This window comes from Streptomyces sp. NBC_01498, assembly GCF_036327775.1.
In the GTDB taxonomy this organism is placed as follows: Bacteria; Actinomycetota; Actinomycetes; order Streptomycetales; family Streptomycetaceae; genus Streptomyces.
Map to the genome: position 1 here is coordinate 5,317,244 of NZ_CP109598.1, position 26,092 is coordinate 5,343,335.

The 26,092-nt window shown below is 68.3% G+C and carries 20 protein-coding genes and 1 other RNA gene; 7 read left to right on the top strand and 14 right to left on the bottom strand.

All coding sequences use genetic code 11. The features are described 5' to 3' along the window. Positions 1-55: 55 nt before the first annotated feature. Complete coding sequence (locus OG875_RS22760) at positions 56-1,414, bottom strand: hypothetical protein (RefSeq protein WP_443079175.1); 1,359 nt, start codon at positions 1,412-1,414, stop codon at positions 56-58. Positions 1,415-1,585: 171 nt separating this feature from the next. Beyond that, on the bottom strand, positions 1,586-2,482 hold the full coding sequence (locus tag OG875_RS22765; RefSeq protein ID WP_330176072.1) for a peptidoglycan-binding protein: 897 nt from the start codon (positions 2,480-2,482) through the stop codon (positions 1,586-1,588). A gap of 445 nt (positions 2,483-2,927) precedes the next feature. On the opposite strand from OG875_RS22765, the gene OG875_RS22770 reads away from it, so the two are divergent. From OG875_RS22770 to OG875_RS22780, 3 genes are read left to right on the top strand one after another with little or no spacing between them, the layout of a single operon-like run. Next, positions 2,928-3,776, top strand: coding sequence for a Nif3-like dinuclear metal center hexameric protein (locus tag OG875_RS22770; RefSeq protein WP_330176073.1), 849 nt, complete (start codon positions 2,928-2,930; stop codon positions 3,774-3,776). Continuing rightward, the gene (locus OG875_RS22775) at positions 3,773-4,516 is read left to right on the top strand and encodes a zinc ribbon domain-containing protein (protein ID WP_330177864.1); all 744 of its coding nucleotides are present in this window, start codon (positions 3,773-3,775) and stop codon (positions 4,514-4,516) included. Before OG875_RS22770 ends, OG875_RS22775 begins: the two co-directional genes overlap by 4 nt. Continuing rightward, positions 4,517-5,788 (top strand): bifunctional RNase H/acid phosphatase, encoded by a 1,272-nt coding sequence (locus OG875_RS22780; RefSeq protein ID WP_330176074.1) that lies wholly within the window; start codon positions 4,517-4,519, stop codon positions 5,786-5,788. Between the two features lie 775 nt (positions 5,789-6,563). Here OG875_RS22780 and eda read toward each other — a convergent pair. The 4 genes from eda to OG875_RS22800 all read right to left on the bottom strand — a co-directional run bounded on the left by eda (position 6,564) and on the right by OG875_RS22800 (position 9,833). Next, entirely contained in the window at positions 6,564-7,178 is a 615-nt protein-coding gene (gene eda / locus OG875_RS22785) for a bifunctional 4-hydroxy-2-oxoglutarate aldolase/2-dehydro-3-deoxy-phosphogluconate aldolase (RefSeq protein ID WP_330176075.1), read from the bottom strand. Between the two features lie 86 nt (positions 7,179-7,264). Beyond that, positions 7,265-8,065 (bottom strand): peroxide stress protein YaaA, encoded by an 801-nt coding sequence (gene yaaA / locus OG875_RS22790; protein ID WP_330176076.1) that lies wholly within the window; start codon positions 8,063-8,065, stop codon positions 7,265-7,267. A gap of 119 nt (positions 8,066-8,184) precedes the next feature. Then, a complete protein-coding gene (locus tag OG875_RS22795; RefSeq protein ID WP_330176077.1) occupies positions 8,185-9,069 on the bottom strand; it encodes a hypothetical protein in 885 nt (294 codons plus the stop codon). After that, the gene (locus OG875_RS22800) at positions 9,066-9,833 is read right to left on the bottom strand and encodes a MerR family transcriptional regulator (RefSeq protein WP_330176078.1); all 768 of its coding nucleotides are present in this window, start codon (positions 9,831-9,833) and stop codon (positions 9,066-9,068) included. The genes OG875_RS22795 and OG875_RS22800 overlap by 4 nt, the downstream gene beginning before the upstream one ends. Positions 9,834-10,031: 198 nt before the next feature. Here OG875_RS22800 and rnpB point away from each other — a divergent pair. From rnpB to OG875_RS22815, 3 genes are all read left to right on the top strand, one after another. Continuing rightward, an RNA gene (gene rnpB, locus OG875_RS22805) (RNase P RNA component class A) lies at positions 10,032-10,433 on the top strand. Positions 10,434-10,708: 275 nt separating this feature from the next. After that, on the top strand, positions 10,709-12,073 hold the full coding sequence (locus tag OG875_RS22810; protein WP_330176079.1) for a hypothetical protein: 1,365 nt from the start codon (positions 10,709-10,711) through the stop codon (positions 12,071-12,073). A gap of 26 nt (positions 12,074-12,099) precedes the next feature. Next, entirely contained in the window at positions 12,100-14,217 is a 2,118-nt protein-coding gene (locus OG875_RS22815) for an AIPR family protein (RefSeq protein ID WP_330176080.1), read from the top strand. Between the two features lie 29 nt (positions 14,218-14,246). Here OG875_RS22815 and OG875_RS22820 read toward each other — a convergent pair whose 3' ends face one another. From OG875_RS22820 to OG875_RS22830, 3 genes are all read right to left on the bottom strand, one after another. Next, on the bottom strand, positions 14,247-15,860 hold the full coding sequence (locus OG875_RS22820) for a serine/threonine-protein kinase (RefSeq protein ID WP_330176081.1): 1,614 nt from the start codon (positions 15,858-15,860) through the stop codon (positions 14,247-14,249). Positions 15,861-15,938: 78 nt separating this feature from the next. Then, positions 15,939-16,130 (bottom strand): hypothetical protein, encoded by a 192-nt coding sequence (locus OG875_RS22825; protein ID WP_330176082.1) that lies wholly within the window; start codon positions 16,128-16,130, stop codon positions 15,939-15,941. Between the two features lie 12 nt (positions 16,131-16,142). Then, positions 16,143-16,994, bottom strand: coding sequence for a helix-turn-helix domain-containing protein (locus tag OG875_RS22830; RefSeq protein ID WP_330176083.1), 852 nt, complete (start codon positions 16,992-16,994; stop codon positions 16,143-16,145). Between the two features lie 254 nt (positions 16,995-17,248). On the opposite strand from OG875_RS22830, the gene OG875_RS22835 reads away from it, so the two are divergent. Continuing rightward, positions 17,249-17,662: an ATP-binding protein gene (locus OG875_RS22835; protein ID WP_330176084.1), complete on the top strand. Its 414-nt coding sequence runs from the start codon at positions 17,249-17,251 to the stop codon at positions 17,660-17,662. Positions 17,663-17,700: 38 nt separating this feature from the next. Here OG875_RS22835 and OG875_RS22840 read toward each other — a convergent pair whose 3' ends face one another. Genes OG875_RS22840 through OG875_RS22860 form a run of 5 tightly spaced genes read right to left on the bottom strand, consistent with a single transcriptional unit; the run spans position 17,701 to position 26,058 of the window. Beyond that, positions 17,701-20,904, bottom strand: a complete 3,204-nt coding sequence (locus OG875_RS22840; RefSeq protein ID WP_330176085.1) for a type I restriction endonuclease subunit R — start codon at positions 20,902-20,904, stop codon at positions 17,701-17,703. Beyond that, positions 20,891-21,493: a DUF4276 family protein gene (locus tag OG875_RS22845; RefSeq protein WP_330176086.1), complete on the bottom strand. Its 603-nt coding sequence runs from the start codon at positions 21,491-21,493 to the stop codon at positions 20,891-20,893. The genes OG875_RS22840 and OG875_RS22845 overlap by 14 nt, the downstream gene beginning before the upstream one ends. Before the next feature lie 29 nt (positions 21,494-21,522). Continuing rightward, on the bottom strand, positions 21,523-22,752 hold the full coding sequence (locus OG875_RS22850; RefSeq protein ID WP_330176087.1) for an AAA family ATPase: 1,230 nt from the start codon (positions 22,750-22,752) through the stop codon (positions 21,523-21,525). Between the two features lie 7 nt (positions 22,753-22,759). Further along, on the bottom strand, positions 22,760-23,953 hold the full coding sequence (locus OG875_RS22855) for a hypothetical protein (RefSeq protein ID WP_330176088.1): 1,194 nt from the start codon (positions 23,951-23,953) through the stop codon (positions 22,760-22,762). A 32-nt stretch (positions 23,954-23,985) separates the two neighbouring features. Beyond that, entirely contained in the window at positions 23,986-26,058 is a 2,073-nt protein-coding gene (locus OG875_RS22860) for a type I restriction-modification system subunit M (RefSeq protein ID WP_330176089.1), read from the bottom strand. Between the last annotated feature and the right edge of the window lie 34 nt (positions 26,059-26,092).

Here is a 26,092-nt window from a genome sequence, read left to right on the forward strand (position 1 = left end):
GGCCGACCGTCCCCGTCACCGACCGGTCCGACCCGCCGGAAGATACTAACCAGACCTATCCGGCGGCCACGCGCCCGGTGAGAGGCGCCTGTTGGAGCGGCACCGGCCTGGGCGCCGGGCGGGTCGGCCGTGCGGCCGACCCGTGCCCACCGGTGGTTTCGGGAGGCGCGGAGGCCCCCGCGCCGTCGAACCGTCCGCCGGGCGGGGCGCCCTGCCGGGTGTCCGACGACATCGCCTCCCGCACGTCGCGGGGCGCGGGGAGCCGGGCCACGCCGCACGGCATCGTGCCCGTGACGTACGGAAGCCGCAGCACCCCGTCCCGTGTCCACAACCCCGCTCCCGCCAACCAGCCCTCCGGCGCGGCCTGTTGCACGAGGCGACGGCCCGAGGGCCGCCACGTCCCCACCCAGGTCCCGTCCGGTCCGTCGATCCGCAGCGCGACGGCGCAGCTCTCCGGCATCAGTACCTGTCCCGGCTGTACGGCGAACGGGGTGACCGTACGGCCCGGTGTCCGCAGACACTCCGGGAAGCGCACCGGCTTGGTGCTGCCCAGCACGCCCCAGCCCAGCCGGTCGTGGCCGGGCGCGTCGGAACGGATCAGCAGCAGACCGCTGTCGGTGTCGGCCAGCAGGAGCCGGTCGTTGCTGCCCTCCGCGAGCTGGAGCAACGGGCTGACCTCACCGGCCCGTTCGAGATCGACGACCACCGCCTTGACCACGCCGTCCAGTTCACGGTCGAGCGCCAGCATGCGCCCCGTACGGTCGAGCCAGACACCGCCCGTGCAGCGGCCCCGCACCGTCGCGACCGGCTCCGGGCCGTAGGAACCGCCCACCACCTGCCAGACGGTGGTGCGGCCCGGCCCCGGCGCCAGCGCGTAGGCACACGCACCGTCGGGTGACGGCGGCAGCAGGGTCAGCTCCGGGCATTCGACCGCGCCCAGCGGCAGTTCACCGGTCCCCGGCCCGGCCGGATAGAGCAGCGAGAACGCCTGGCGGTCGGCGACCTGACGGTGAATCAGTACCCGCCCGTCGACCAGTGGCAGCACCTCGGCGTCGGGCTCCTCGGGCTGGTCGAGAGGAAGCGGTACGGCGTACGGCTCCGGCCCGTCGAGTGTCCACCGTTCCGGGAACCACGCCGCCCCGTCCCCGTCCGCCGCGCCCTCTTCAGAAGGACCGGCCGCGCCGGTGCCCGCACCGAGGGTCAGCCGTGCCGCGTACGAACCGTCCGCCGCGATCGCGAATCCCGAACGCCGCACCCCCCGCTCCGGCGCGGCACACGAATCCGTCCCGGTCCGGCCCGGCACAGCACCCCGGTCCGGCCCGGCGTCCGTCACCACGCCCCCGCCCGGCGCCGGCCCTCCTTCCGGCACCGGACCCTCTCCCGTGTGCGCGCCCTCGATGAGACAGGCTGTCATCGCTCCGTCACCTCCGGCGACGACGCTAGGTTCGCGCCCGCCGCCGGACAACAGTGGAGGGACCGCTTCACACATAAGGGTGGCCGGGCCGGGATTCGGCCGTGGGGAGGTCGTGGCTGTGCTGAGAGGCGCGGCGTCGGCCCTTCGGAATCCGTCGGCCTTGGGAACCCGTCAGCCCTTCGGTGCCTTCGGGACCTTCAGCTTCGACCAGGAGGCCGGGCCGGGCGGCCATGTGGCGGCCGAGCCGGTGAAGCCCAGCTTGCGCTGGAACGCCTCATAGGAGGCGACGTCGCCGGAGCCGATGGTGTCCTTGTTCGTGCCGCTCTTGTACCGGTCGCAGCCGACGGCCACCAGGCGGTCGTGCATCCGGGCCACGACCGGACTCCTGCGGCCCTTGATGAACCAGGCGGTCCCGGGGAAGGTTTCGTACTGCTTCGTCCCCGAGGAGCCGGCGGGCGGTTTCGGGTCCGCCGGGAAACCGGGCCAGGAGCCCGGGTCCGTGTGGTCGTTCTCCGGGACGTGGGCGTGCGCGAACCAGCCGCCCCGGGTGCTCCAGATCTTTTCGTCCCGCTTCCCGGTGAAGCCGGTGGGCCGCCCCATCGGCCAGGAGTCGGCGACGCCCCAGGACGCCGCCCAGTCGCACAGCTTGTCCCAGCCCTCGCAGGGCGTGTTCACGAGGGACTCGTACACCTTGCCCTTCACCCGGCACCAGGGGAAGAAGAGTGCCTCCACCTGGATGACCACCGAGCCGGCCCGGTTGGTCCGGGTGCCGCCGGGGCCGTCCTTGAGAGACAGGGAGCGGGAGTTCGCCGGGAAGAACTGGGCGGTCTGCCCGGTGAACGGGTCCCAGAGGAGATGCGGCGCCACCGCCCGGCCGGAGGCGTTCTCCGCGAAGTACGAGCGGAGGTTGGCGTACGGGACGAGATCCTGGGGCTTCGCCCGGCTGGCGTTGCGGTCCCAGGTGATGTGGGCGATCGCCTTCGCCGGGCCCCCGTCGGTGGGGGCGACATCGCCGATCGGGAGTCGCTCGGCGCCTGGCATCCAGAGGTCGGGCACGGTGGCCTCCATGGGCGTGTGGTGTGGGTGCGTGGGGTGCGTGGGGTGCGCGGGTGCGTGCGGACATGCGGAGCCCCCTGTTCAACGGCCGAGCGGGCGCGGAATCACGGTTCGGACGGCCACGGGCGGACGCCGGGGCGATCGCGCAGGTGGCGGCCGTCCGAGGAGAACCGGACGGATGTTCAGGGCAGCCCCCCGATGTCCGCCGGGGCGGGGACGGGGGCAGGAGCGGGGGCCTCCAGAGGTACGGAGCCTGCGGCCGTTCCCCGACCTGTTCCCTGAGCCGTTCCGCGGGCCGTTCCCGGGGCCGCTCTCTCCGGGCAGATCCCCGATCCCGGTACCGCACCCGTCGTCCCGCGGCCCGCCACGTCCCGCGGCCGGGAGTCCTCGTGGCCCCCGGCCCCCGCTACCCCCGGCCATGGCCGGAGTGTCGTAGCCGACAGGTAGCCTTTGCCCCGTGCCCCGCCTGTCCGAAGTCCTCACCCAGCTCGACGCCCTCTGGCCGCCCGAGCGGGCCGAACAGTGGGACGCCGTCGGCACCGTCTGCGGCGATCCCGACGCCCCGGTGACCCGTGTCCTGATCGCCGTCGACCCCGTCCAGTCCGTCGTGGACGAGGCACTGCGGCTCGGCGCCGACCTGGTTCTCACCCACCACCCGCTCTATCTGCGCGGGACGACGACGGTCTCCGCCGGTACCTTCAAGGGCCGCGTGGTGCACACGCTCGTCAAGCACGACATCGCGCTGCACGTCGCGCACACCAACGCCGACAGCGCCGACCCCGGCGTCTCCGACGCCCTCGCCGGCGCGCTCGGCCTCCGCGTCGTACGCCCCCTCGTACCGGACCCGACCGACCCGGCCGGCCGCCGGGGGCTCGGCCGGGTCTGCGAACTCGACCGCCCCGCCACCCTCCGCGACTTCGCGGCCCGTGCCGCGCACCGGCTGCCCGCCACCGCGCAGGGCATCCGGGTGGCCGGCGACCCCGACGCCCTCGTCCGTACGGTCGCCGTCAGCGGCGGCTCCGGCGACAGCCTGTTCGACCACGTACGGGAGGCGGGCGTCGACGTCTTCCTCACCGCCGACCTGCGCCACCACCCCGTCTCCGAGGCCACGCAGCAGGCCGCGCGGCACGCACCGCTGGCCCTGGTCGACGCCGCGCACTGGGCCACCGAGTGGCCCTGGTGCGAACTGGCGGCCACCCAGCTCGACGAGATCTCCGACCGCCACGGCTGGGACCTCCGGGTCCATGTCTCGAAGACGGTCACCGACCCCTGGTCATCCCACCATTCCTCAGGAGCCCCCAACTGAACGCCGAACCCGCCGACCAGATCCGTCTTCTCGACGTACAGGCCCTCGATCTGCGACTCCAGCAGATCGCCCACCGGCGCGACTCGCTGCCCGAGCACGCCGAGATCGAGTCGCTGACCAAGGACCTCACGCAGTTGCGGGACCTGCTGGTCGCCTCGCAGACCGAGGAGAGCGACACCGCGCGCGAGCAGACGAAGGCGGAGCAGGACGTCGACCAGGTCCGCCAGCGCTCGGTACGCGACCAGCAGCGTCTCGACTCCGGCGCCGTCAGCTCGCCCAAGGACCTGGAGAACCTCCAGCGCGAGATCGTCTCCCTGGCCAAGCGCCAGGGGGATCTGGAGGACGTCGTCCTGGAGGTCATGGAGCGCCGCGAGTCCGCGCAGGAGCGCGCCGCGGAACTGACCGGGCGGGTCTCCTCCGTGCAGGCCAAGACGGACGACGCCGTCGCGCGCCGTGACGCGGCGGCGGAGAAGCTGGGCGCCGAGGAGGCGACGGCGACCAAGGAGCGCGAGACCGTGTCGGCGACGATCCCCGCCGACCTGCTCAAGCTGTACGAGAAGCTGCGCGTGCAGCAGGGCGGCGTCGGCGCGGCCCGTCTCTACCAGCGCCGTTGCGAGGGCTGCCGGCTGGAGCTCAACATCACCGAGGTCAACGAGGTGAAGGCGGCGAGCCCCAGCACCGTCCTGCGGTGCGAGAACTGCCGCCGGATCCTTGTCCGTACCTCCGAATCGGGTCTGTAGATGCCGTCCTTCGTCGTCGAGGCGGACGGCGGGTCGCGGGGCAACCCGGGCCCGGCGGGTTACGGCGCCGTCGTCATCGACGCGATGACCGGGCAGACGCTCGCCGAGGCCGCCGAGTACATCGGTGTCGCCACCAACAACGTCGCCGAGTACAAGGGCCTGATCGCCGGGCTGAAGGCGGCGAAGGCGCTCGACCCGGGCGCCGACGTGCACGTCCGGATGGACTCCAAGCTCGTCGTGGAGCAGATGTCGGGCCGCTGGAAGATCAAGCACCCGGACATGAAGCCGCTCGCCGCCGAGGCCGCGCGGGTCCTGCCCGCCGGGCAGGTGCGTTACGAGTGGATCCCGCGTGAGAAGAACAAGCACGCGGACCGGCTCGCCAACGAGGCCATGGACGCGGGCAAACAGGGCAGGCAGTGGACGCCGTCGGGGTCCTCGGCCGAGCTGACGTCGGGCGGGGGCCGCGCGTCCGCGCGCCGGGCGGCCGTGCCCGCCCCGGACGGGCCGCCGGGGGACGCGGCGGCCGGCGCGGCGAAGGCGCGCGCGGCGCTGGCCGCCTCCTACGAACTGACCGCGCCCGCGCACGAACTGTCCGCCGCGGTCCCCGAGCAGACCGCGCCGCCCGTCGGCTGGGGTCCCGCCGATCTCGGCACCCCCGCCACGTTCGTGCTGCTGCGGCACGGCGAGACCGCGCTCACCCCGGAGAAGCGTTTCTCGGGGAGCGGCGGCAGCGACCCGGCGCTGTCGGCGGCCGGCCGCCGACAGGCGGACGCCGTGGCGACGGCGCTCGCCGCGCGCGGCACGATCGAGGCGATCGTCTCCTCACCGCTGCGGCGCTGCCGCGAGACGGCCGGGGCCGTCGCCTCCCGGCTCGGCCTGGAGGTCGGCGTCGAGGACGGCTTGCGGGAGACGGACTTCGGCGCCTGGGAGGGGCTGACGTTCACCGAGACGAAGGAGCGGTACGGGGACGACCTCAGCGCCTGGCTGGCCTCGCCGGACGTGGCGCCGACCGGCGGCGGCGAGAGCTTCACGGCGGTGGGCGCACGGGTCGCCGCCGCCCGGGACACGCTGCTGGAGCGGTACGCGGGACGTACGGTGCTGGTCGTCACCCACGTGACACCGGTCAAAACCCTGGTACGGCTGGCACTGGGCGCCCCGCCCGAGTCGCTGTTCCGGATGGAACTGTCGGCGGCGTCACTGTCGGCGGTCGCCTACTACGCGGACGGCAACGCCTCGGTACGGCTGCTGAACGACACGGCGCATCTGCGCTGAGGGGGCGGGGCCGGGGGCGACGGCGGTGAGGGGTCGGGGCGTCAACTACGTTGCGGCGTAGCGGAGTTCAGTGCCGCGCCGCCCGCCCGCTCGGCGCTCTCGCCGAGAGGGCGGCCGGTCGGCTTGCCTCAACGTGCCGTGTTCGCCGGGCAGTTCGGTCACCGGGGGCGGAGCGGACACCCCCGCTTCGGGCGCCGACGTCGCCACCGCCGGGTCGCCCACCGGGACGGGGGCGAACTCGCTTCCATACTCGGCGGGTTCCGGCTGGGTCCGTTCGCGTACACGCCGCGTCGTTCCCGGCTCGTGCCGACTCACAGGGCGCCTCAACAGGGCTCGCCCGGAGCGGACTTGATGAGGTCGGCAAGTCAGTGGCCCAGCGTCAGTACCCACCGGGCGGCAGGGTACGAACTCGCCTCCGTGCTCGGCGGGTTCGGCCACCGTTTCGCCGAGACACCCGTCGGGTCCCCGTTCGAGCCGACCGACTCGGCGCCTCAACAGGGCTCGCCCCGAACGGACTTCGCGAGATGGACAAGGCACAGGTGGACCCACCACCAGGACGCCCGCTCCCGTAAGAGGCGGGTTCTACCGCGTCCGTCGCGCAACCGCGTCGGTCCCTGTCCCGCGCCCACCCGCAAGACGTCAACAGACTCCACGCCCAGGCGAACTTGGCGAGGCCACCAAGGCAAGTGCGCCCACCGCCAATCCCACTGACGGCCGGTCAGGGTCAGCCACCCCCCTCAGGCTCACCCCCCCCCCGCAGCCCCGCGCCCCGTCGTCAGCGCAGGTTGGCCGCCTCCTGGGCCAGTTTTCGTACCCGGTCCCAGTCCTTCGCCACGATCGCGTCCGGGGGCAGCATCCACGAGCCGCCCACACAGGCCACGTTCCCCAACGCCAGATACGCGCCCGCCGACGCCGCCGAGACGCCGCCCGTCGGGCAGAACCGTGCCTGCGGCAACGGCCCCGCGAGTGCCTTGAGATACGCCGTGCCGCCCGCCGCCTCCGCCGGGAAGAACTTCATCTCGCTCACGCCGCGTTCCAGCAGCGCCACGACCTCCGACGCCGTCGACACACCCGGCAGGAACGGTACGCCGGAAGCCCGCAGTGCCTCCAGCAGCGTCTCCGTCCAGCCGGGGCTGACCAGGAAACGCGCCCCGGCCGTCACCGCCTCCGTCACCGAGCGGGGCGAGACGACCGTCCCGGCGCCCACCACGGCCCCCGGTACCTCGGCGGCGATCGCGCGGATCGCGTCCAGCGCGACCGGGGTGCGCAACGTCACCTCGATCGCGGGCAGACCCCCGGCCACCAGGGCACGTGCCAGAGGTACGGCATCGGCGACGTCGTCCAGGACGACGACGGGGACAACGGCGGCGAGGTCCAGCACTGAGCTCATATGGTCATCCTGCCGGGTCGCCCACGCCCCTCGCAACGAGCGTTGCGCCCTGTGCAACGGCACTGGAAGCCGGGGCCGTAAGGCGCTCAGTGGATCTCCGTCACCACCACGTCCAGCGACCACGGCCGCCCGCTTCCGCCGGGCACCGCGACCTCCACCACGTACCCCAACTCGCGCAGCGTCTCCACGAGTTGCGCGGGACCACGCGGCCGGGCGCCGGACACCAGCAGGTCCCGGACGAGCCGCCCCTTCGTGGCCTTGTTGAAGTGGCTGACCACCGATCGCCGCTCGACACCGTCCACGACCCGCGCGTGCAGCACGCGCACCGTCGCCGTACGGCCGCCGACCTCGCCCGACGGCTTCCAGGCGGGCGCGTACGACGACGACCGCAGGTCCAGCACCAGCCCGCTCCCCGCCACCTCGGGCAGCACCGGCGCCATCGCCTTCCGCCAGTGGGCGCCCAGCGCCCCGAGCCCCGGCAGCCGCACCCCCATCGAGCAGCGGTACGACGGAATCCGGTCGCCGACCCGCACCGCACCCCACAGCCCGGAGAAGACCAGCAGCGACTTTCCGGCCCGCCGCCGCGCGGCCGTGTCCAGCGTGGCGAGGCCGAGCGCGTCGTACAGCACACCCGTGTAGATGTCCCCGGCCGGCCGCGCCCCCGCCGTCCGCAGCTCCACGTTCTTCGCGATCTCGCCGCGCAGCCCCTCGCTCAGGCCCAGGACCTCCACGGCCTTCTCCTCGTCGGCCGCGCACAGCTCGACCAGCTCGTCCAGCACGGCGGCCCGCGCGTCGGCCAGGCCGGGCAGCGACAGCGATTCCGGTTTCAGCGGAGCCCCGCGGCCGGAGGCGGCCTTGCCTTCCGACGGCGGCAACAGCACGAGCACGGTGGTTCTCCTCAGGGACGTACGGGACGTGTGCGATGGACGGGGCCACCGGGGCCGTACGCGGCACACGGGACGTGCACGACGCACGGGCCGGGAGCGCGTGGCCCCGGCCCGCCAGGTTAAGCGACGCGGCGCGCCGGTCCCGTGTCGCCCGCGTCTCCCCCGGCCGCGTCCGGTGCCTCCGCGAGCGCCTTCCTGACCTGCGTGAGCCGGGCCACCAGAGCCGCCGGGTCGTCCGCGTGGAAGCGGACCACCCTCGCCGTGCCGCGTCCGCCCAGTGGCCGTACGAACGTGACCGGCTCGGCCAGCTCCACCCGTACCGTCGTCTGGCCGCCCACGATCAGGTCGAGCGTCCCGCCGGGTTCGTCGATCCTGATCAACGAGCCGTCCGGGTAACGGCGTTCGACCCGTGCCGAGGTGATCAGACCACTCGCGATCGGCATGTCGAACAGCGCGCCCCAGCGCACCCGGAGCGAGCCGTCGGCGCCCACGACGTGCGGCCGGGTGACGCAACTCGCGTGCAGCGCCAGCACCATCAGTACGCCGTACACGTCCAGCACCAGAAAAATCATGTGCACCAGAGGCCACGGGATCAGCAGGGCCAGCGCCACGGTCTCCACGACGGACACGAACAGCAGGCCGTACATCATCGCCGTCTGCGGGCCGGTGTACGGGGCGGCGAGATCACCCTCGCGCACCCCGTGCCGACGCCGGGCGACCCACCGTACGAGGCTGGTCAGGCCGCGTGCCTCGTTGACGAGCAGCCGGCGCGCGGTCGCCGGTACGGCCGCCTCCACGGCCCGCGCGAGGGCGGCCCGCCGCCCCGCTCCGGTCCTTCGCGCCGCACGGTAGTGGCGTCGTACGACCACGGCCTCGCACACCAGCAGCGTCAGTACGACGGCCTCGGCGGCCAGAAGCACCGGCGCCGGTACGTCGACGCCCGCCGCCAGGCACCCGACCAGCGCCAGTTCGGCGGGCACCACCACCCACAGGGCTCTGTTCATCCCGCTCCCTCCCCGTCCCTCTTCGTCGTCCGCTGCCCGTGCTTCCGTACGAGCGCGGCCATCACCCGGCGTCCCACCTCGGCCTGCGCGGGCGCGATGTCGGCGAGGATCGCCTCGCCGACCCCCTCCAGCGAGGGCTCGAACGGCTCCGACATGCTGTCCAGCACCGCGTCCGGGACGAGCGCGGCCAGCTCCTCGGCGAGCCGACCGATCCGGGGATCGTCCGGCGCGGCGTCGGCGAGCGCGTCGAGCCTGCGGTAGAGGGCGAGGACCTCCGGGTCGTCCACCAGCGGGTGCAGCGCGTCGTAGAACGCCTCGCCCGTGCCCGCCGTGTCGAGCAGCGTGAGCAGCTCACGGTCCTTGGCCGCCATCGCCGAGTCCGTCTCCGGCATGGCCCGCAGCAGCCGCGCGAGCGTCGGCGACACCGGCCCCTCGGGCGGCAGCGCCCCCTCCCGCAGCTCGGCCAGCCTGCGCCGCCTGGCCCGGATGTCCTCCTCCTGCCGCGCCAGGTCGGCGTCCAGCTCGCCGAGCACCTCCTCCAGGTCCCGCCCGGCGTCGTCGGCGAGCACGTCGCGCACCTCGTCCAGTCCGAGCCCCAGCTCCGAGAGCCGCCGGATGCGGGCGAGCAGGACGGCGTCCCGCACCGAGTAGACCCGGTACCCGTTGGACCGTCGCACCGGCTCGGGCAGCAGGCCCCGGTGGTGGTAGTGGCGCACGGCGCGCGGGGTGACTCCCACGAGCGCGGCGATCTCTCCGATTCGCATACGCCCAGTACAGACCCTGACGCTGCGACAAGGTCAAGGACCGGGCGCGGGCGTGCCCGACGACGCGGCACGCCCTCCTGTCCGCCCGGCGCGGGGGCCCGTTCCGCCCGCACCGGCCGCCCGGCTCGGAGCCCGTACCGCTCACCGGCCGGGCGGCCGGGCACCCGCCCGGCCGGGTACCATGACGATCACGGCAGACGAGCCGGGCGGACGGCCGCGTGAGGATCCACGGATCCTCCCGAGGAACGTCCGGACTCCACAGGGCAAGGTGGTGGGTAACGCCCACCCGGGGTGACCCGCGGGACAGTGCCACAGAAAACAGACCGCCGGGGACTTCGGTCCCCGGTAAGGGTGAAACGGTGGTGTAAGAGACCACCAGCGCCCGAGGTGACTCGGGCGGCTAGGTAAACCCCACTTGGAGCAAGGTCAAGAGGGGCCGTCGCGAGACGGCCCTGCGCGGACGTCCGAGGGCTGCCCGCCCGAGTCCGCGGGTAGACCGCACGAGGCCGGCGGCAACGCCGGTCCTAGATGGATGGCCGTCTCCCCGGCCGCCGCGAGGCGACCGGGCGACAGAATCCGGCGTAGAGCCCGACTCGTCCTGTCGTACCCCTTCGGCCCTGACGGAGGGGCCATCCACAACGTCTGCCGACTACAACTCACTTGTCGCCGTAACAGGTGCTGATCCATACACCGCGACTGCCTTCGGGCACCGTTGACGGGCGTCGGCCAGTGGCTGAGAGGGTTGGTTGCACCAAGGGCGGTGGCCCCGTCCGGGCGGGCGAGAGCTGAGGACATGTAACCCGCGCCTGGAGCGTGCGCGTTACCATCCTTTGAGCCTGGTTTCACTGTGGAGACCGATGGTTCGGGGGAAGTAGATGGCATTCGCACAACCAAAAACGACAGATGGCCTGGCTGTGGCGGGATCACCACGGCTGGCGATTCTGAGACCAGACAGAGACTTTCTTGATCTCCTCGGTAGGGATCTCGCCAAGGAAAGGTCCTATTCCCAGCCCTGTCGTGAATGGCCCGAGGTCAAGTCACACCTTGCGATCCTAGTTGCCCCTGCTGACCGGCGCGGTGACGAAAGCGGCGAGCCGCAGCCGGAGCGGATCTGGGGGCTGGGAATTGTGCGCCCTGCCCGTGAGACCGACCGTGACCGCAAGGTCGTCGTCACCTGCACGCGAAGGCTGCCCCAGTTGGTGCCCGCCGTGGGCCTCCTGGGTGTCGTCGGCGAGCGGGTCACCGGTCTCTCATGGTCGTTACCTGAAAGCGGTCCTGTCACAGTTGGCGCAAGCAGCCTGTTGGCCGGTCTCCTGCGATCGTGCCCTGAAGTCAAGAACGCGGTAGAGAATCTGATGCCGTGGCTTGACGAAACCCCAGGTTGGACCAAGAGGGAACTCCGCTGGCGTGACGAGCGCGATGCACTTCTGCTCTTTGCCAAGATCGCAGGGTTGGCCAGCAAGGACTTCGCGCCAGTGCACAGCTGGGACAGGGAAAAGGCCCGGACAAGTTTTCTGAGTGGACTCACCGGGACTCCGACCCAGCAGGAATTCGGAGGAATTCGAGGACAGGCTGCGGAGAATTTCAACGGTGTCGGTGAAATCGTTCTCCGTCCATTCGTGAGCGATAGGGGTCGCCAGCGTTACGACGTCGAAGTCACGTCGATCGTTGGCGGACGGGTGGCCGCTGGCGAAGAGGGTTTCCTCGACGCTTATTATTACCACTACGAAAGCCAGACGCTCGTCGCACTGCGTTACCTGCGCCCTACCTCGAGTGGGCTTCTGTCGTTGGAGACCGGACACAGCCTGGCCGAATTCCTTTCCCGAGTTAAATTTCGGCCGAGCTCCGTCCGGCGTGGCCTAGGCGACTACGGCCTGCTGAACGACCCGCTCTTTCTCCGTGTGCACGAGCCGGTTCCTTTTACTTCCTCTCTGCACCGGACAAGCTCTGGTGCGATCTACCCCTACGACCAGATCTACGAAGCGGTCTCGGCCTCTGCGGTGCGCGGTCTCCCAGTGCCCTTCAATGACATGATCACCCGGCACCTGGTGCCGACGGACTTCGCCCGTCTGGTGCGCGACGGTTGGCTCGGTGCGCGCGATGTGACCTTCGGCATGGTCTTGGACTGGGTAGAGGCCACCGTCCAAACGGGGCGTGTTGCCTTGGTATTTGTTGACTTCAGTAGCAGACCGCGCGGCAACGGTTCAGGGATCGAGACGCGGAGTCAGGGCGTCGCATGACGCCTCCAAGGGGAAGGTGACTATTCATGGGTTACTCGGGGGCGGATACACCTCGCCAGGTCGCGCAGGTGCGTGAACAACTGCGTGAGACTTTCGACGGGGTGGTAGATGACAGCGACATCGCCCACTTCCGCGGCGGGAACTACGAACAACGTTTCCTCTCACGTGCTCTCGCCGCCCTCGCGGTACGTCGAGTGGCTAAGTGCAGCGTGGCCGAGGCAGCCCGGTTCGTGACTGACGGCATCGCGGACCAGGGGTTGGACGCCATCGCCCCCCTGCCGGACAGCAAGCATGCTCTGCTGGTTCAGGCGAAGTGGAGCGACAAGGGCACAGCGACCTTCGACGTTGATGCGGCCAAGGCGATGGTGGACGGCCTGAACCGGATCGAGAACGAGCTGTACGACCAGTTCAACCAGCGTGCCGGCGCGCTCGCCCTGGAAGCCAGACCGTTCATGGTCAACGAGAGAGCCACTTTGGTCATCGCGCTGATGGGCACGGTGGAACCGTCTCCGCCCGCACGCGAGGTTATTGACAACGCACTCGCAGAGTTCAACAAGCACGGCGCCCGAATGACCGTCAAGGTCCTTTACGCTGCTGACTTCCACGACCAAATCCATGCGGATCTCCGGCCGGAGCCCATCTGCCTGGACGTACGTCTCGACGACTGGTACCAGCAGAAGGGGCCGCTTGAGGCCTTTCAGGGCACGGTTTCCGCCGAGAGCGTCGCTGAGTGGTACGAAACATACGGCGCCAATTTGTTCGAGCAGAATCTCAGGGCTCCGCTCGGGCCCACCGTCACCAACGCGGAGATCGGTCAGACCCTTACGTCCGATCCCACGAGGTTCTGGCACCTGAACAACGGCATCACCATGATCTGCACCTCGCTCACGGCGAAGAACGACAGCGCCAAGTCACCCCAAAGCAGGCCGACCACACTCTCCGTGGCCGGGGTGAGCATCGTCAACGGCGCTCAGACGGTACGGGCTGTCGCCAGGGCCATGCATGACGACGGTGAGGCGGCAGCCAATGCCACCCTGAGCATCAAGGTCATCAACACGCACGGAGACGGTGGGTTCGGCGTACAGGTCTCGCAGGCGGCGAACCGGCAGAACGCTATTGAGCAGCGCGATCACATCGCGCTCGAACCCGTGCATCAGGCCATCAAGGCCAACCTTCGTGCCGAGTTGCGTAAGCAATACGTGATCAAGCGCGGGGAGCCGGTCGCCGCGCCAGAGACCGGTTGCTCGCTTGACGAACTGGCACTCGCACTGGCGTGCCTGCACCCTGACGCCGAACAAGCCGCCCGGGCCGCCAGTTCCACGGAGAATCTCTGGGAGCAGGGCTCCAAGGGGAGCCACACCCTGCTGTTCAAACGTGAACCCTCTCCTCAGAGGGTGTGGCGCTCCGTACTCACGCTGCGCACTGCGCGCAGCGCGGTCTACGAACTTGGCAGTGGCCAGAACGGTCGCGAGGCAGCGACCGCCGAGCACGGTGGCTTTCTCATTACCCACCTACTCTTTCAGCATCTCGACGCCACAAGCATCGATGACCCCGACTTCGACTGGGACAGCGAGGTTCTGGAGAAAATCCCTTCCCTTGTACCGGAGTTGGTTCGTCGGCTCACCCATCACATTGTCTCCCTGCATGGGCAACGCGCCCAGATCAGGACCGCGTTTCACTCAGGGGAGACCTGCCGACAGCTCGCGAAGTTGGTTCTTGCCGACCTGGCTGGAGGCGTGGCAGTTCCCGCACGACCCACGAAGACGCGCAAGGCACGTCGTCCGAACACCGTTCCGATCCTGGTCGACCGACGTGTCATGAAGGAGGGAGCCCCCCTCCGCTACGTGGCGTTGAACGAGCCCGAGCGGGACGCCATGGCAGGGTGGCTTGCCGAAGATGAAAGCCGACGCCAGGCCACCTGGGTCAATCACCGGACCAAGCCAATCCTTTGGGCGTACGACCAGCAGCAGTACTCGCCCTCCGGGCTGGTGTCCAAGATGTGGGCAGACGCCGACTGGGACGATCGCCCCGTGGCCAATCAGGGCACGGCCCGCTGGTTCCCGTCGGAAGATTTGAGCCTGTGGAACCTGGCCCAGCGCATCCACAAAGAAGAGGCCGAGGGAGAGGACGACGCCGAGGCCTGACGGCTCGCAGGCGGCATCGGCGGGAAGTGTCATGGGTGTTGTCCCTCCGGACCGCGCAGCCGGGCGAGGAGATCGGCGATCTCGCGGGTCTCCTCGTCCTCCTCGCCCACGAGGACACACATGTCCTCGTGGAGGGCGTCGAGGACTCCCTCCGCCTCGGTGCGGCGGCCATCGGAGAAGAGCAGTACGCCGATGCTGCGGCGCAGGTCGAGCGAGGTTTCGGAAGCGTCTCCGGCCGCGTCGGACACGACTTCCAGGACCTCTTGGAATTCCCGCAGGGCGATCGTGGCCTGACCGAGGTTGGCCCGGCAGTGGGCGGCATGCCGACGGCACTCCAGCGTAGTTTCGTCGGCGGGTCCCGCCGTACGGGCGTAGATGGCTGCCAGCGTGTCGAACTCCGGCAGGGCGCGGCGGTAATCCCCGCCTGCCATGAGAATCGCCGCGCGCTGCCGCCGCAGACCGAGCACACGCGAGTTGTGTGCGCCGAGAGCGGTGGCCGCCGTGGCGATCGCCGCCTTTAGTACGTCTGCGGCCTGGGCGAACCGCCCGCTCTCGGCAAGGTCCGTGGACCGGGTGTAGGCGTCCCGGATCGCATCCCGCAGTGCGGTGTCGGCGCGCGCCGACATCAGAACGGGAGGCTTCGGCTCGATCGGGGGTGCGGGCGCCGTGGTACGCCGCAAGGGTGCGTTCGGCCGCCGGTAGACCAACGTTGGGTCGGGAGCTTCGGACGGGGAGCCGCCGTGGCTGAGGGCCACGCGTTCGGCTGCCGATCCCGGTGGCGGCAGGAAGGGCGACAGGCGCTCGTACACCGCGTATGCGTCGGCCGGACGGTGTTCGGGGACCTTGGCCAGCAGGTCCAGGACCAGTGCCTCCAGAGCTTCCGGTACCTCGGGTCGGAGGGAACGCAGCGGAGTCGGCACCTCATCCATGTGCTGTTGGAGGAGTTGGTACTCGCTGTCGCTGCTGAAGACCGTTTGCCCGGACAGGAGTTCGTGCAGCACGCAGCCGAGGGCATACAGGTCGCTCAGTGGGGTGATCTGCGCGTTGTCGATCTGCTCGGGTGACATGTAGTGGCGGCTACCGATGAAGCCGTTGGTCGCGGTGAGCCGCGTGACATCCGTGCGCATCAGTTTCGCGATGCCGAAATCCAGTACCTTGACCATGCCGTCAGCGGCGATCAAGAGGTTGTCCGGTTTCAGGTCGCGGTGCACGACTGGGATGGCGTGCGCGTACGACAGGACCGTGCAGATCTGGGCCGCGATCGACGCGGCCCAGGTCACCGGCAGCAGCGCCGCCGTTCCCTCGTCGGCACCGGCCAGCACCGAGCGCAGGGAGACCCCGCGCACGTACTCCATCACCAGATACAGCCGGTCGTACGACGCCTCGTCCAGTACGGCGTCGAACACCTGCGGCACTCCGTGATGCCCGATCCGGGCGGTGACACGCGCCTCGCGTTCGAAGCGGCGGGCGAACTCCTCTGCCTGCGCGGGCGATACGACGACGTCGGGCCGGATGAGCTTGACCGCGATCTCGCGGTCAAGCACGGCGTCGTAGCCCCGCCAGACCGTGCCCATACCGCCGGACTCGATCTCCTCGATCAGCTCGTAGCGGCCCTGCTCGCCGATCCTCCGTGCCTGCGCCACGCCTCGCGCCCCCGTCGTCCTGATGTCACGTCAGCCGGTCGCGGTACACGCTACCTACTGGCGTGGCGCGCGGCAGGGTTACAACAGGTGGTCGGCCTTGCCGGCCTTGATGTCGGTGATGAGGGTGCGGAGGGCTTCGAGGGAGTCGGTGAGGTAGCGCTCTTCCTGGCCGTTGAGGGCTATGTAGCCGTTGCCGTCGGAGTCGGCGCCGATGCGGAAGCAGGAGCTGCCTTCGCCGCAGAACGGTGCCTCCCAGGTGATGTTGGCCATTTTGGCCTCTCCTCAAAGTTGTTGAGCGATCTGACGGATGACGTCGCCAGACCGCTCCGCTGACAGAGCCAAGTCTTCCAACAGATCGAGTTGTGCCCGATATTTCGCGAGCTGCCCGTCAGCGTGCAGGAAGAGTGGGCCATGAGAGTTGTCCACCTGGACGGTGTCGAGTTGCGGTACGGGGCCCTCGGTGTAGACGACTGAATGCCCTGCTCCGGGGAAGGCACCGTGGCTGAAAGGGATCACGAGCACGTTGACATTGTCCCACTCGGAGACTTCCAGCAGGTACTGCAACTGGGCTTGGGTGACCTCTGGTCCGCCGAACTGCATCCGCAGCGCAGCCTCGTGGATCACGGCGACGTAGGGGGTCGGATTGCCGCCGGTGATGACCTGCTGCCGCTGGGAACGGAGAGCCAATCGGAGAGCGACCTCGTGCTCGGGCAGTGGTGGGACGACGGCACGGAAGATGGCCATGGCGTGAGCTGATGTCTGAAGCAGTCCGGGAATGTGCACGGTGTTCGCGCCCCGCAGACGCACTGCGGTGGCCTCGGTTTCGGAGATGTCGAGCATGCCCTGAGGCAAGCTTCCCCGGTAGCGTTCCCACCACCCCGTCTCACTCGGCTCTGCCATTTCGGCCAGCGCGTCGACGTACTTCTCCTCGGTGCAGCCGCAGTTGCAGGCCAGCGTTCGTAGCCTTTCGGGGTTGATGGCGCGCAGTCCGGACTCCATGTTGGAGATCCTGCTGCGATCGACGCCGAGGAGCCCTGCGGCGTACTCCGCCGACATACCGGCTGTCGTGCGCATTCTGCGCAGTTCGCTTCCCAACCGCTTCTGCCGTTGGGTCAGGACCGTCCTGGGTGGCATGTTGTACCTTCCGTGCCGCGAGGCCATCGTCGTATGAGACAGATGGGCATAAGTTCACCTCATCGAGGCCATTATTGCGAACCGAATGGCAAATATGGCCCCCGGTGGCCTACCGTCAGTATCGCGCATCTACACACGCAGTGCCGGAAGCGCACCGCGCGAGCATGCCCGTCCGCCCTGGGACGGGTGCGCCCGCGACCAGGGCGGTAGGCCACCGGCGATCCCAAAACCCTCACACCGTAGTGGAGTTCGCCATGCCCGAGATCCCTCTCGTCCCCGCTCACTGGCGCTTCCCCGCCCACCCCGCCTCCGTGCGCCGGGCCCGGCAGGCCGTCGCCCAATCGCTGCCGGAACTCCTCCGGCCCCGCCTCGGGGGTGACCTGGGTCTGCTGACCTCGGAGCTGGTCACCAACGCCATCCGGCACGGTGCCTGCGGGGACGGCGAAGACCTTGTGGAAATCGTGCTGTGGCCGGCCGACGGACACTACTGGCTGGCCGTCTCCGACCCCGGTACGGGAAAGCCGGTGCTGGCCCACCCCACCGCCGATTCCGAGAGCGGACGGGGGCTGATCCTCGTCGAGAGTCTCGCCACCGCCTGGACGGTCCGACCTCGTCCCACTCGTGGAACGTCCGTGATCGCGGGGCTTCCGTTTCACCAGAGAACTTGACGGGGCGGTCGGCGGGGAGGAGGCGGGAGCTGAGCGGGTCAGGCCACCTCGTCGTCGATGTCCTCCTCCCTGCGGATCATCCGCCAGGCCGCGCGGCGCGCGCTCTGGTTGAGTGACTGCTTGAAACTGTCGTCGTGGCTGAAGTACTGCCGTCCCATGTCGGCGATGCTGTCGATGTGTTCGGCCATCTTGTCCTCGAAGACCTCGTCGAAGACAAGGCCGAAGTTCTCCTCGTCATTGACGGCGGCGGCGCGGACCTTCGGGTCCGCTTTCGCCTCCGAGAAGGGTGTGATCACGTCCTGATCGGTGAAGTCGGTTCCGTACTTGTCGTTGAACTTTTCGATCAGCTCTGACAGCAGGGACTTCTCCTGCTCCTTCGCGCCGCCTCCGCCTTCCCCGAAGCCGCGCAGTTCCGCCGCCCCCTCGGCGGTCAGAGTGAGGTCGTGCTCGCCGGTCTTCTGGATGCGCAGGTGACTGAGGTCGACGTCACCGATGTCCACGCCGCCGTCGCCGCGTCGCGGCAGGCGATTGAGCAGGTGGCGGCCGTACAGGTAGAGGCATTCGAGGTCGGCGTCGTGGTACGGCACGATCTGCGAGAGGAAACCGTACTTCCGTACGTAGTCGTTGAGATCGGCACGGAACTGCTCGGCTTCCTTGACGGCTTCCTCGTCGGGGTCGCCCGCCTCGTCCGTGCGGTCCAGCAGATCGGTGAACCGCCCGACGGCGGGGGCCAGATGGCGGTACAGCTCCGCGTGGAGCTTCTCCCAGCGGGCGGCCGAGCCAGCAGCCTGCTCCTCGGCCGCCAGATAGGCATCCGCGAACTCCCGCATCTCCTCATCGACGAGGATGTCGGGCCGCAGGACCTGACTCTGCGCGGTGTAGAGGAGGTTCGGGTCGGAGGGAAGGGTTTTCGCCTCCTCGAAGTACGGGCGGAAGGACTCCTTGATGTCCTCGGCTTCGTTGACGAAGTCCAGGACGGCCAGATCCGCCTGGGACTTGCGGTCGGCGGTCCGGTTCAGGCGGGAGAGGGTCTGTACGGCGCTGATGCCCGCGAGCTTCTTGTTCACGTACATCGTGGTGAGCAGCGGCTGGTCGAAGCCGGTCTGGTACTTCTCGGCGACGACCAGGATGCGGTACTCGCGCTGTGTCGGCTTACCTCCGGTGCGTACGGCCTTGTCGTCCTTGCGCGTGTAGGCGAATGCCTTCGGCAGCGCGGACTCGGCGAGACCGCCGTTCTCCTTCGGCTCCGTGGTCTCCTCGCCGTCGTACGTCAGGCTGCCGGAGAACGCGACCAGGACACCGGGGTCTGCGTACCCGTTGTCCCCGATGTACTTCTTGATGGCACGGGCCATCTGTACCGCGCCGTGCCGTGAGCCTGTGACCACCATGGCCTTGGCGCGCCCGCCGAGCCTGCCGGCCGTGTGTGTGCGGAAGTGCTCGACAATCCTGTGCGCCCGCTGAGTCACCGTGGAGTCATGCGTGAGCGCGTGCCGGGCGAGCAGTGGATTGGCCTTCGACCGTTCCACCTCGCGTTCGGTCGGGTTCTTGTTCACCAGCTTCCAGTAGGTCTCGTACGTGACGTACGTGCGCAGGGGGTCGAGGATGAAGCCTTCCTCGATGGCCTGGCGCATCGAATACGTGTGGAAGGGGACGTACGTCGGCTTGCCGTCGACGGTGTCTAGGGTGCCGAAGAGTTCGAGCGTCTTGGCCTTGGGCGTGGCCGTGAACGCGAAGTAGGAGAGGTTCGCAGCCTTGCTGCGCTGGATGGCTTTGCGGACGAGCTTGGCGTCGGTGGTGGCCGCCACCGCTTCCAGCTCGCTCGCCCCGGCATCGTCGGAGTCCGAATCCAGTCCCAGGTCACGGAGCGCCGCTCGTACGGCCGTGGCGGCGTCCCCGGACTGGGAGGAGTGCGCCTCGTCCACGATGATCGCGAAGTTGTGGCCCTGTATCTCGGTCGGGTTGCGGCGCAGGTAGTCGATGAGGGCCGGGAAAGTGTGCAGCGTGACGGTGATGATCTTCCCGGTCTCGCGGGTCAGTGCCTTGGCGAGCTGTTCGGATTTCGCGCCCTGCTTCTCGTCGATCTTCACGACCAGCCCGGCGGTCTTCTCGAAACTGCCGACGGTCTCCCGCAGTTGGGCATCGAGATTGCGGCGGTCGGTGATGATCACGACCTTGTCGAAGACGGGCGCGCCGGGCTTGAGTCCGGCGGCCAGGGCATCGGGGTCGATCTCGGCCGGATCGGTGGGCGTGTGCAGCGACGACAGGCGGTGCGCCAGCCAGCCGATGGTGTTCGACTTGCCCGAGCCGGCGGAGGCCATACCGAGGTAGTTGTGGCCGGCGCCGTGGCGGGCCGCGTGGGCGGCGAGCTTCCTGACGATGTCCCACTGGTGGTAGCGCGGGAAGATCAGCTTCTTCCGCGTCCGCCCGTCCGCACCCTTCTCCTTGCTGAGGTGCACGAACCGCTCGATCAGGTCCAGCCAGGCGTCCCGCTCCCAGATCTGCTCCCAGAGGTAGGACGTGGCGTACGTTCCAGGGGCGCTGGGCGCCGGATTGCCCGCGCCGCCGGGCTTCCCGGGACCGTCGGAGCCCGTGTTGAACGGCAGGAACCTGGTCATCTTCCCGCGCAGTTCGGGCGCGACGTAGACCACGTCCGTGTCCACGGCGAAGTTCGCGATGACGCGGCGGGCGAAGATCAGCTCGGTGGGGTCCCGCTTGAGCCGGTACTGCTCCTTGGCGTGCTCCGCTCCCTGCCGGGTGAGAGCGTTCTTCAACTCAACGGTCGCCAGGGGGATTCCGTTGAGGAACAGGGTGAGGTCCAGCTCATTGCCCTTGTCCGCCTGCTTTGCCGCGTACCGCAACTCCTTGACGAAGGTCAGCCGGTTCGCCCGATAGTCATCCAGGATGTCGTCCGACGCGACAAGCGACGGCTTGAAGTAGGCGAGCCTGATCCGGGTGCCCTTGTCCTTGACACCCTTGCGGAGTACGTCCAGCACACCGTCGGTGCCGATCGCCTGGTCCACGCGCTTGGCGAACCCGGCCTGGGCGATGTTGGGGTCACCGCCGTAGAGAGCGATCAGATCGGCCCAGTCGTGGGCCTGGGTCTTGCCGATGAACTCGAAAAGCTGGGCGGTGTCCAGGCCGAGTTGGGGCCGGTAGTGCGACCGGCTTCCTTCACTCCAACCGCGCTCCAACAGAGCGGCGACTATGGCGTTTCCGAATGCTGCTTCGTCATGAACGGACATGAGCGGTTATTCCCCCCTGCTTTCCGGTGATCAGGTACGTGATGTCGCGGCAGAACTTGTTGAACGAGGACGAGTTGGCGCGGGCGAGGCCGAGATCCATGTCCTGGGTCAGGGCGGGTTGGTCCACGCGCGGCCGGTATCGCACCCCGTCGCGCCGGCGGTGGGTCAACCAGCCCTTGCAGTCGCGTAACGACTCGCTGTTGGCCGGGATTTCCAGGTCTTCGGCGAGCCCCGCCCGGCCGCCGAGCGAAGGCGCTGACGCGAGGAACCACGCCTCGAACTCCCGGTTCGCCAGCACGACGGCCGTCCGGCGGTCCGGGCGGGTGGCTTCGGCCCTCGCCAGCAGGGCCGGCCCGAGGGCGGCCGGGCAGTCGTCGTCGGCGTCGATCACGACCAGAATGCCGCCCGAGTGATCGGCGGGTACGCGTCGGGCCTGGGCCTCCACGGCGTTTTCCAAGCCGCCGGGCCGGACGAGGCGGCCGCGGTCGACCAGGAAAGGCCGCTGGATGTCCGCGTCCCAGATCTGCGCCTCGTGCATCAGCCGCCGGAGGAGTACGGGCAATGCGCTGATCTCGCCCTCGCCCTCCACGACGGAGGCGATCGTGACTCTCGACTGGTTCACTCCTCACCCTCCGGCTGCTCGTCCGGTTGGGCTGGGGGTTCCACCACGACAGGGCGCAGTTGATCGGAACGCAGTAGCTCGGCCGTGGTCGCCAGACCGTCGGCGACGATCGACCGGCTCACTGGGTCCACGTCGCCAATCACGGTCACCCCGTGCTCGGCGGCAACCACGCGGATAGCCGACAGGTCGGCCTCCTTGCGGTCGAACAGCTCCGCGCTCTGCGTGGTGACGAGGACCTGCACATGCTCGCTGGCTTCCGTGAGCGCGTCGTAGAGGGCGCCGGCTGCGAGTGGGTGCAGCGCCAACTCGGGCTCCTCGATGGCGATGAGCGGGATCCAGCCCTCGCGGGCGTCAGGTTGGAATAGTGCGGTGAGTAGGCCGATGGCCCGGATGGTCCCTTCCGACATGGACTCGGCCCGGAAGACGTGTGGTTCTGTTTCGCCGTCGGCGGCGAAGTTGATTCGCGCCGCGATGTAGTCGGCGGAGGGGTCTGTGGGGCCGACATCCACGACACCGGGCACGATCGCTCCCAGGTATTGCGAGACGCGCTCGCGCTCCTGCTCTCCGAGAGCGGCCAGAGCGGGGCCGAGATTGCGGCCGTCTTCCTCAAGCGCCCGGGCGATGGACATGTTGGGCCGGGCCTCACGCAGGCTGGAGAGGGCAGGGCTGTAGAAGAACATCTGCATGAGAGCCACGTGGAGATTGGCGAGCGGCCCGTCTTCACCCCTCATGCGTGAAAGTTCCAGGAACCGTTGATGGCGATTCTTCCCGACGTGACCCGGATTCAGAAAACGCCTTCCTCCAGGGCCACGCAGGTCAAAGACTTCGCGCTGGACTTGGACGCCAATTCTTGAGTGCCAGCCTGTGCCGTCTTCCGGCGCGGGGGCGAGCGTGATCTCGTATCGCCCGACCCAGGGCCCCTCGCTGTCAGCCGTCCATGGAAGTTGCAAGTCCAGACCGATCGTGCACGAAGTCGTTGGCTCAGGCACCCGGCGCAGCACCCCCGACCACCCGCCACGCGCAGCCACGGCCTCGTCCGGGCCATCCATGAGCGCATCGCGAACAAAGCGCAGGGCGTCCAGGAAGTTCGACTTGCCTGCGGCGTTCAGCCCGAGCAGCACGGTGAACCGGTCGAGCGTCACATCACAGTGGGCGATGGACTTGTAGTTCTTGATCCGGACACGGCTGATGAACGGCGTAGGCTGGCGAGGCGCGGCAGGGCTCATGGCGCGATCATTCCCCGATCCCTCGCCTGCTGGCGGTGGACACGTCGATCTGGCCGGTGACGGCAGCGGTGATCAGGGCTTGGCGGCGCTCGGCGAGCAGCGCCATCTGACGGTTGGCCAGAGCCTCTCCCCTTTCCGCTTGGGACGCGACCTGTTGGGCCAACAGAGCAACTGCGCGCTGTTTTTCCCTACCCGGGAAGGGGACTTTTACCTGTGAAAGGTGCGTCGGACCGAAATGCTGCATCGTAGCACCGGTCTTCAGTAGATCGATTTGACGAGCGAAGTGAGTTGATCTTAGGAATGCCTCTACGTATTCCATTTTGATGTCTGGATGGGCTGGTCGAAGAATCATCAGTCCCGTGTACGGGATGGCGCCCACAACTTCGGGATCTTTCACCTCCGAGACTTCACCCATGGTCGCACTGCCACTGATCAGAAGGTCTCCCATTTTGAGACGGAATTGGGACCACTGGCGTGCTGCTTTGGCAGGGTCCAAGTAGTTGCAGCCTCCAAGGGTCACCTCTCTCTTCTTGAGACCGCTAATTCGAACGAGTGGAACGCCTTCATCCTGGAAATCCACTGCCATGATTCCCGGTCCTTCACGGAATTGCACCAAATAGCGGAGAGGGATCGTCTCCCGTTGCTTCTCAATGGCAGCGTCAAGAGCACTTTGGCTGTGCTCTCTCACGAGAGTGCCTAGTTTCAAGTATGCCGCTTTTAGCGAATCGATGCGGACCGTCTCAACGTCGAGGAAGTCAGCGATGCGGCGCTGCTTCTCGGCTTCAGGGAAAATGACCCGAAGGTCACGGATTTGTCCTTCGTTAACGAATGGGAGCGGGCCGGATCCGGAAATCTCGCCCAGGTCAATCAGAGACAGGGCGTAGAGCATGAAGCGACTGTCGCCTGTTTGCGGGATGACGGCCATCAAATTGTTGTCCATGGCTGCCGACCGCGACAGCAAGCGCCGGGGATTCTTCAGGAGGGCAGCTCCCACTTTTGGAAAGACAATGGAGCCGCGTGGGGCCAATCTGGCGCCGAGGAGTCGCAATTCTTCTCGGGTAACCCAATTTCTTGACGCGCTTATGCTGTATCCATTACTGTCTGGCCTGGAAAGATCGGAAACCTTGAGAAACGGGTGGTCGCCGGCTTCGCGCCCTTGAAATTCATGAGGAAATCCGACACCGCTGACAAGCCGCGCCACGCGCCCAAGTTTCACCGTAGTGTGTTGCCGACTCACTGCTCCGTCACCTCACCCAGCAGCGCCTGAATCTCGCCCTCCAGAGCCTTCAGTTCCGCGTCGATCTCCGCCAACGGCCGCGGCGGCTTGTACACGTAGAAATGCCGCGTGAATGGAATTTCGTACCCCACCTTCGTCTTGCCGTGGTCGATCCACGCGTCCGGCACATGCGGCAAAACTTCCCGTCGCAAGTGCTCCTTCAGGTCCTCCGCCAATGGAACGTTCTCGTAGTCCCGCAACTCCGGGTCCGGTTCCGGCTCGCTCTTGACGCGCTGAACCTCGCCGTCCGGGTCGCGGACGCCGACCGCCTCTCGCAGTGCCTTGCTGAAAGGCGCACCTGTCGGCCACAGCAGGCCGGCCGCGACGATCGCGTCTTTGAGGTCGATCCACGCGTCGGACTTCGTCGCCCAGGACTTGCCGACCAGCGGGCGCAGCGCCTCCGCGAATGCTTCGGCGTCCGTGGCTCGTGCGATCGGCTTCGACACAACCAGGGCCGCCAGCGTCTCCTCCGTCACTTCGAAACGGAGTTTCAGCGGCCGTTCGACGGTGATCCGGTGATACCCGAAATCCTCGTTGCGGAAGACCTTGATCTTCCCGGCCCGGTCGGCCAGGTCATGTCCGTCGCCGCCCCTCTTCGCCGCGTCGAGGACTGCCAGCGCCTCCGTGTAGAGCCGCGTGATCTCGGAGATGTGCTCCTCGCCCAACTCCTTGCGCTTGTCGCCGAGGGACTTCCGCATCTTGCGCCAGTAGTCGCGCGCGTCCAGCAGGACGACCTTGCCGCGCCGGTCCCGACCCTTGCGGTTGCTGAGGACCCAGAAGTACGTGGAGATGCCGGTGTTGTAGAAGAGCTGGTCGGGCAGGGCGACGATGCCTTCCAGCCAGTCGTTCTCCAGGATCCACTGCCGGATCTTGGACTCACCCGATTCCGCCGCGCCCGTGAACAGCGGGGAGCCGTTGAAGACGATCGCGATTCGGCTGCCGCCCGCTCCCGACGCGTCCACAGGCTTCATCTTCGAGATCATGTGCTGGAGGAAGAGCAGCGAGCCGTCGTTGATACGCGGCAGGCCGGCCCCGAACCGCCCGCTCTCACCGAGGCGTTCGTGTTCGTCCTCGACCGCGTCCTTGACCTTCTTCCACTCCACGCCGAACGGCGGGTTGGCCAGCAGGTAGTCGAAGGTGGCGCCGGTGTGGCCGTCGTCGCTGAAGGAGTTGCCGAACTTGATGTTCTCCGGGTTCTGGCCCTTGATCATCATGTCCGACCGGCAGATGGCCCAGGACTCGGGGTTGAGTTCCTGGCCGTACACCTTGACCGTGGCATCCCGGTTGTGAGCAGTGATGTGCTCCTCGGCCGCGCTCAGCATTCCGCCTGTTCCGCAGGCCGGGTCCATGACGGTCCGGACGGTGCCCGGCAGGACCAGCGCGTCACTGTCCGGTGCCACGAGCAGGTTGACCATCAGCCGGATGACTTCCCGGGGGGTGAAGTGTTCACCGGCCGTCTCGTTGGACTGCTCGGCGAAGCGCCGGATCAGCTCCTCGAAGGTGTAACCCATCTGGTGGTTGGTGACGATCTCGACGGGGTTGCCGTGCTCGTCGAGCACGACATTGCCGTCCGCGTCCCTCTTCACCGGCCGGAGGTCGAGGTCCGCGAACCGCCCGACCACCTGATACAGCAGGTCCGCCGCATCCAGCCGCTTGATCTGCTGGGCGAAGTCGTACCGCTCCAGGACCTCCCGCGCGTTGGGAGAGAAGGCGCCGTAGTACTGGATGAGGTACTTCGCCGCGTGCGAGGCGTCGCCCGCGATGGCCTTCAGCGTGTAGGTGCTGGTGTTGTAGAAGCTGTGACCGGCCGCCTTGCGCAGGAATCGGTCGGGGTTGATGTCCTGGTTCTCGTAGCGGGCGGCGACCTCCAGGACCTTGTCCTTGGTGGGTGCGAGGACACACTCCAGGCGCCGCAGCACGGTGAACGGCAGGATCACCTTGCCGTAGTCGGACTGCTTGTAGTCGCCGCGCAGGAGGTCGGCGACCGACCATGCGTGGTTCGCCAGTTCCGTGTGCTTACTGCTGTTCAACGCTGTCCTTCCGGAGTTTCGCCGTCCCCGAGGG

Coding starts and splice junctions, on each gene's coding strand:
- OG875_RS22765 (WP_330176072.1), bottom strand. CDS start 2,482: ATGGAGGCCACCGTGCCCGACCTCTGGATGCCAGGCGCCGAGCGACTC.
- eda (WP_330176075.1), bottom strand. CDS start 7,178: ATGAGCTCAGTGCTGGACCTCGCCGCCGTTGTCCCCGTCGTCGTCCTG.
- OG875_RS22840 (WP_330176085.1), bottom strand. CDS start 20,904: ATGTCCGTTCATGACGAAGCAGCATTCGGAAACGCCATAGTCGCCGCT.
- OG875_RS22760 (WP_443079175.1), bottom strand. CDS start 1,414: ATGACAGCCTGTCTCATCGAGGGCGCGCACACGGGAGAGGGTCCGGTG.
- OG875_RS22850 (WP_330176087.1), bottom strand. CDS start 22,752: ATGAGCCCTGCCGCGCCTCGCCAGCCTACGCCGTTCATCAGCCGTGTC.
- OG875_RS22780 (WP_330176074.1), top strand. CDS start 4,517: ATGCCGTCCTTCGTCGTCGAGGCGGACGGCGGGTCGCGGGGCAACCCG.
- OG875_RS22795 (WP_330176077.1), bottom strand. CDS start 9,069: ATGAACAGAGCCCTGTGGGTGGTGGTGCCCGCCGAACTGGCGCTGGTC.
- OG875_RS22825 (WP_330176082.1), bottom strand. CDS start 16,130: ATGGCCAACATCACCTGGGAGGCACCGTTCTGCGGCGAAGGCAGCTCC.
- OG875_RS22800 (WP_330176078.1), bottom strand. CDS start 9,833: ATGCGAATCGGAGAGATCGCCGCGCTCGTGGGAGTCACCCCGCGCGCC.
- OG875_RS22815 (WP_330176080.1), top strand. CDS start 12,100: ATGGGTTACTCGGGGGCGGATACACCTCGCCAGGTCGCGCAGGTGCGT.
- OG875_RS22810 (WP_330176079.1), top strand. CDS start 10,709: ATGGCATTCGCACAACCAAAAACGACAGATGGCCTGGCTGTGGCGGGA.
- OG875_RS22830 (WP_330176083.1), bottom strand. CDS start 16,994: ATGCCACCCAGGACGGTCCTGACCCAACGGCAGAAGCGGTTGGGAAGC.
- OG875_RS22835 (WP_330176084.1), top strand. CDS start 17,249: ATGCCCGAGATCCCTCTCGTCCCCGCTCACTGGCGCTTCCCCGCCCAC.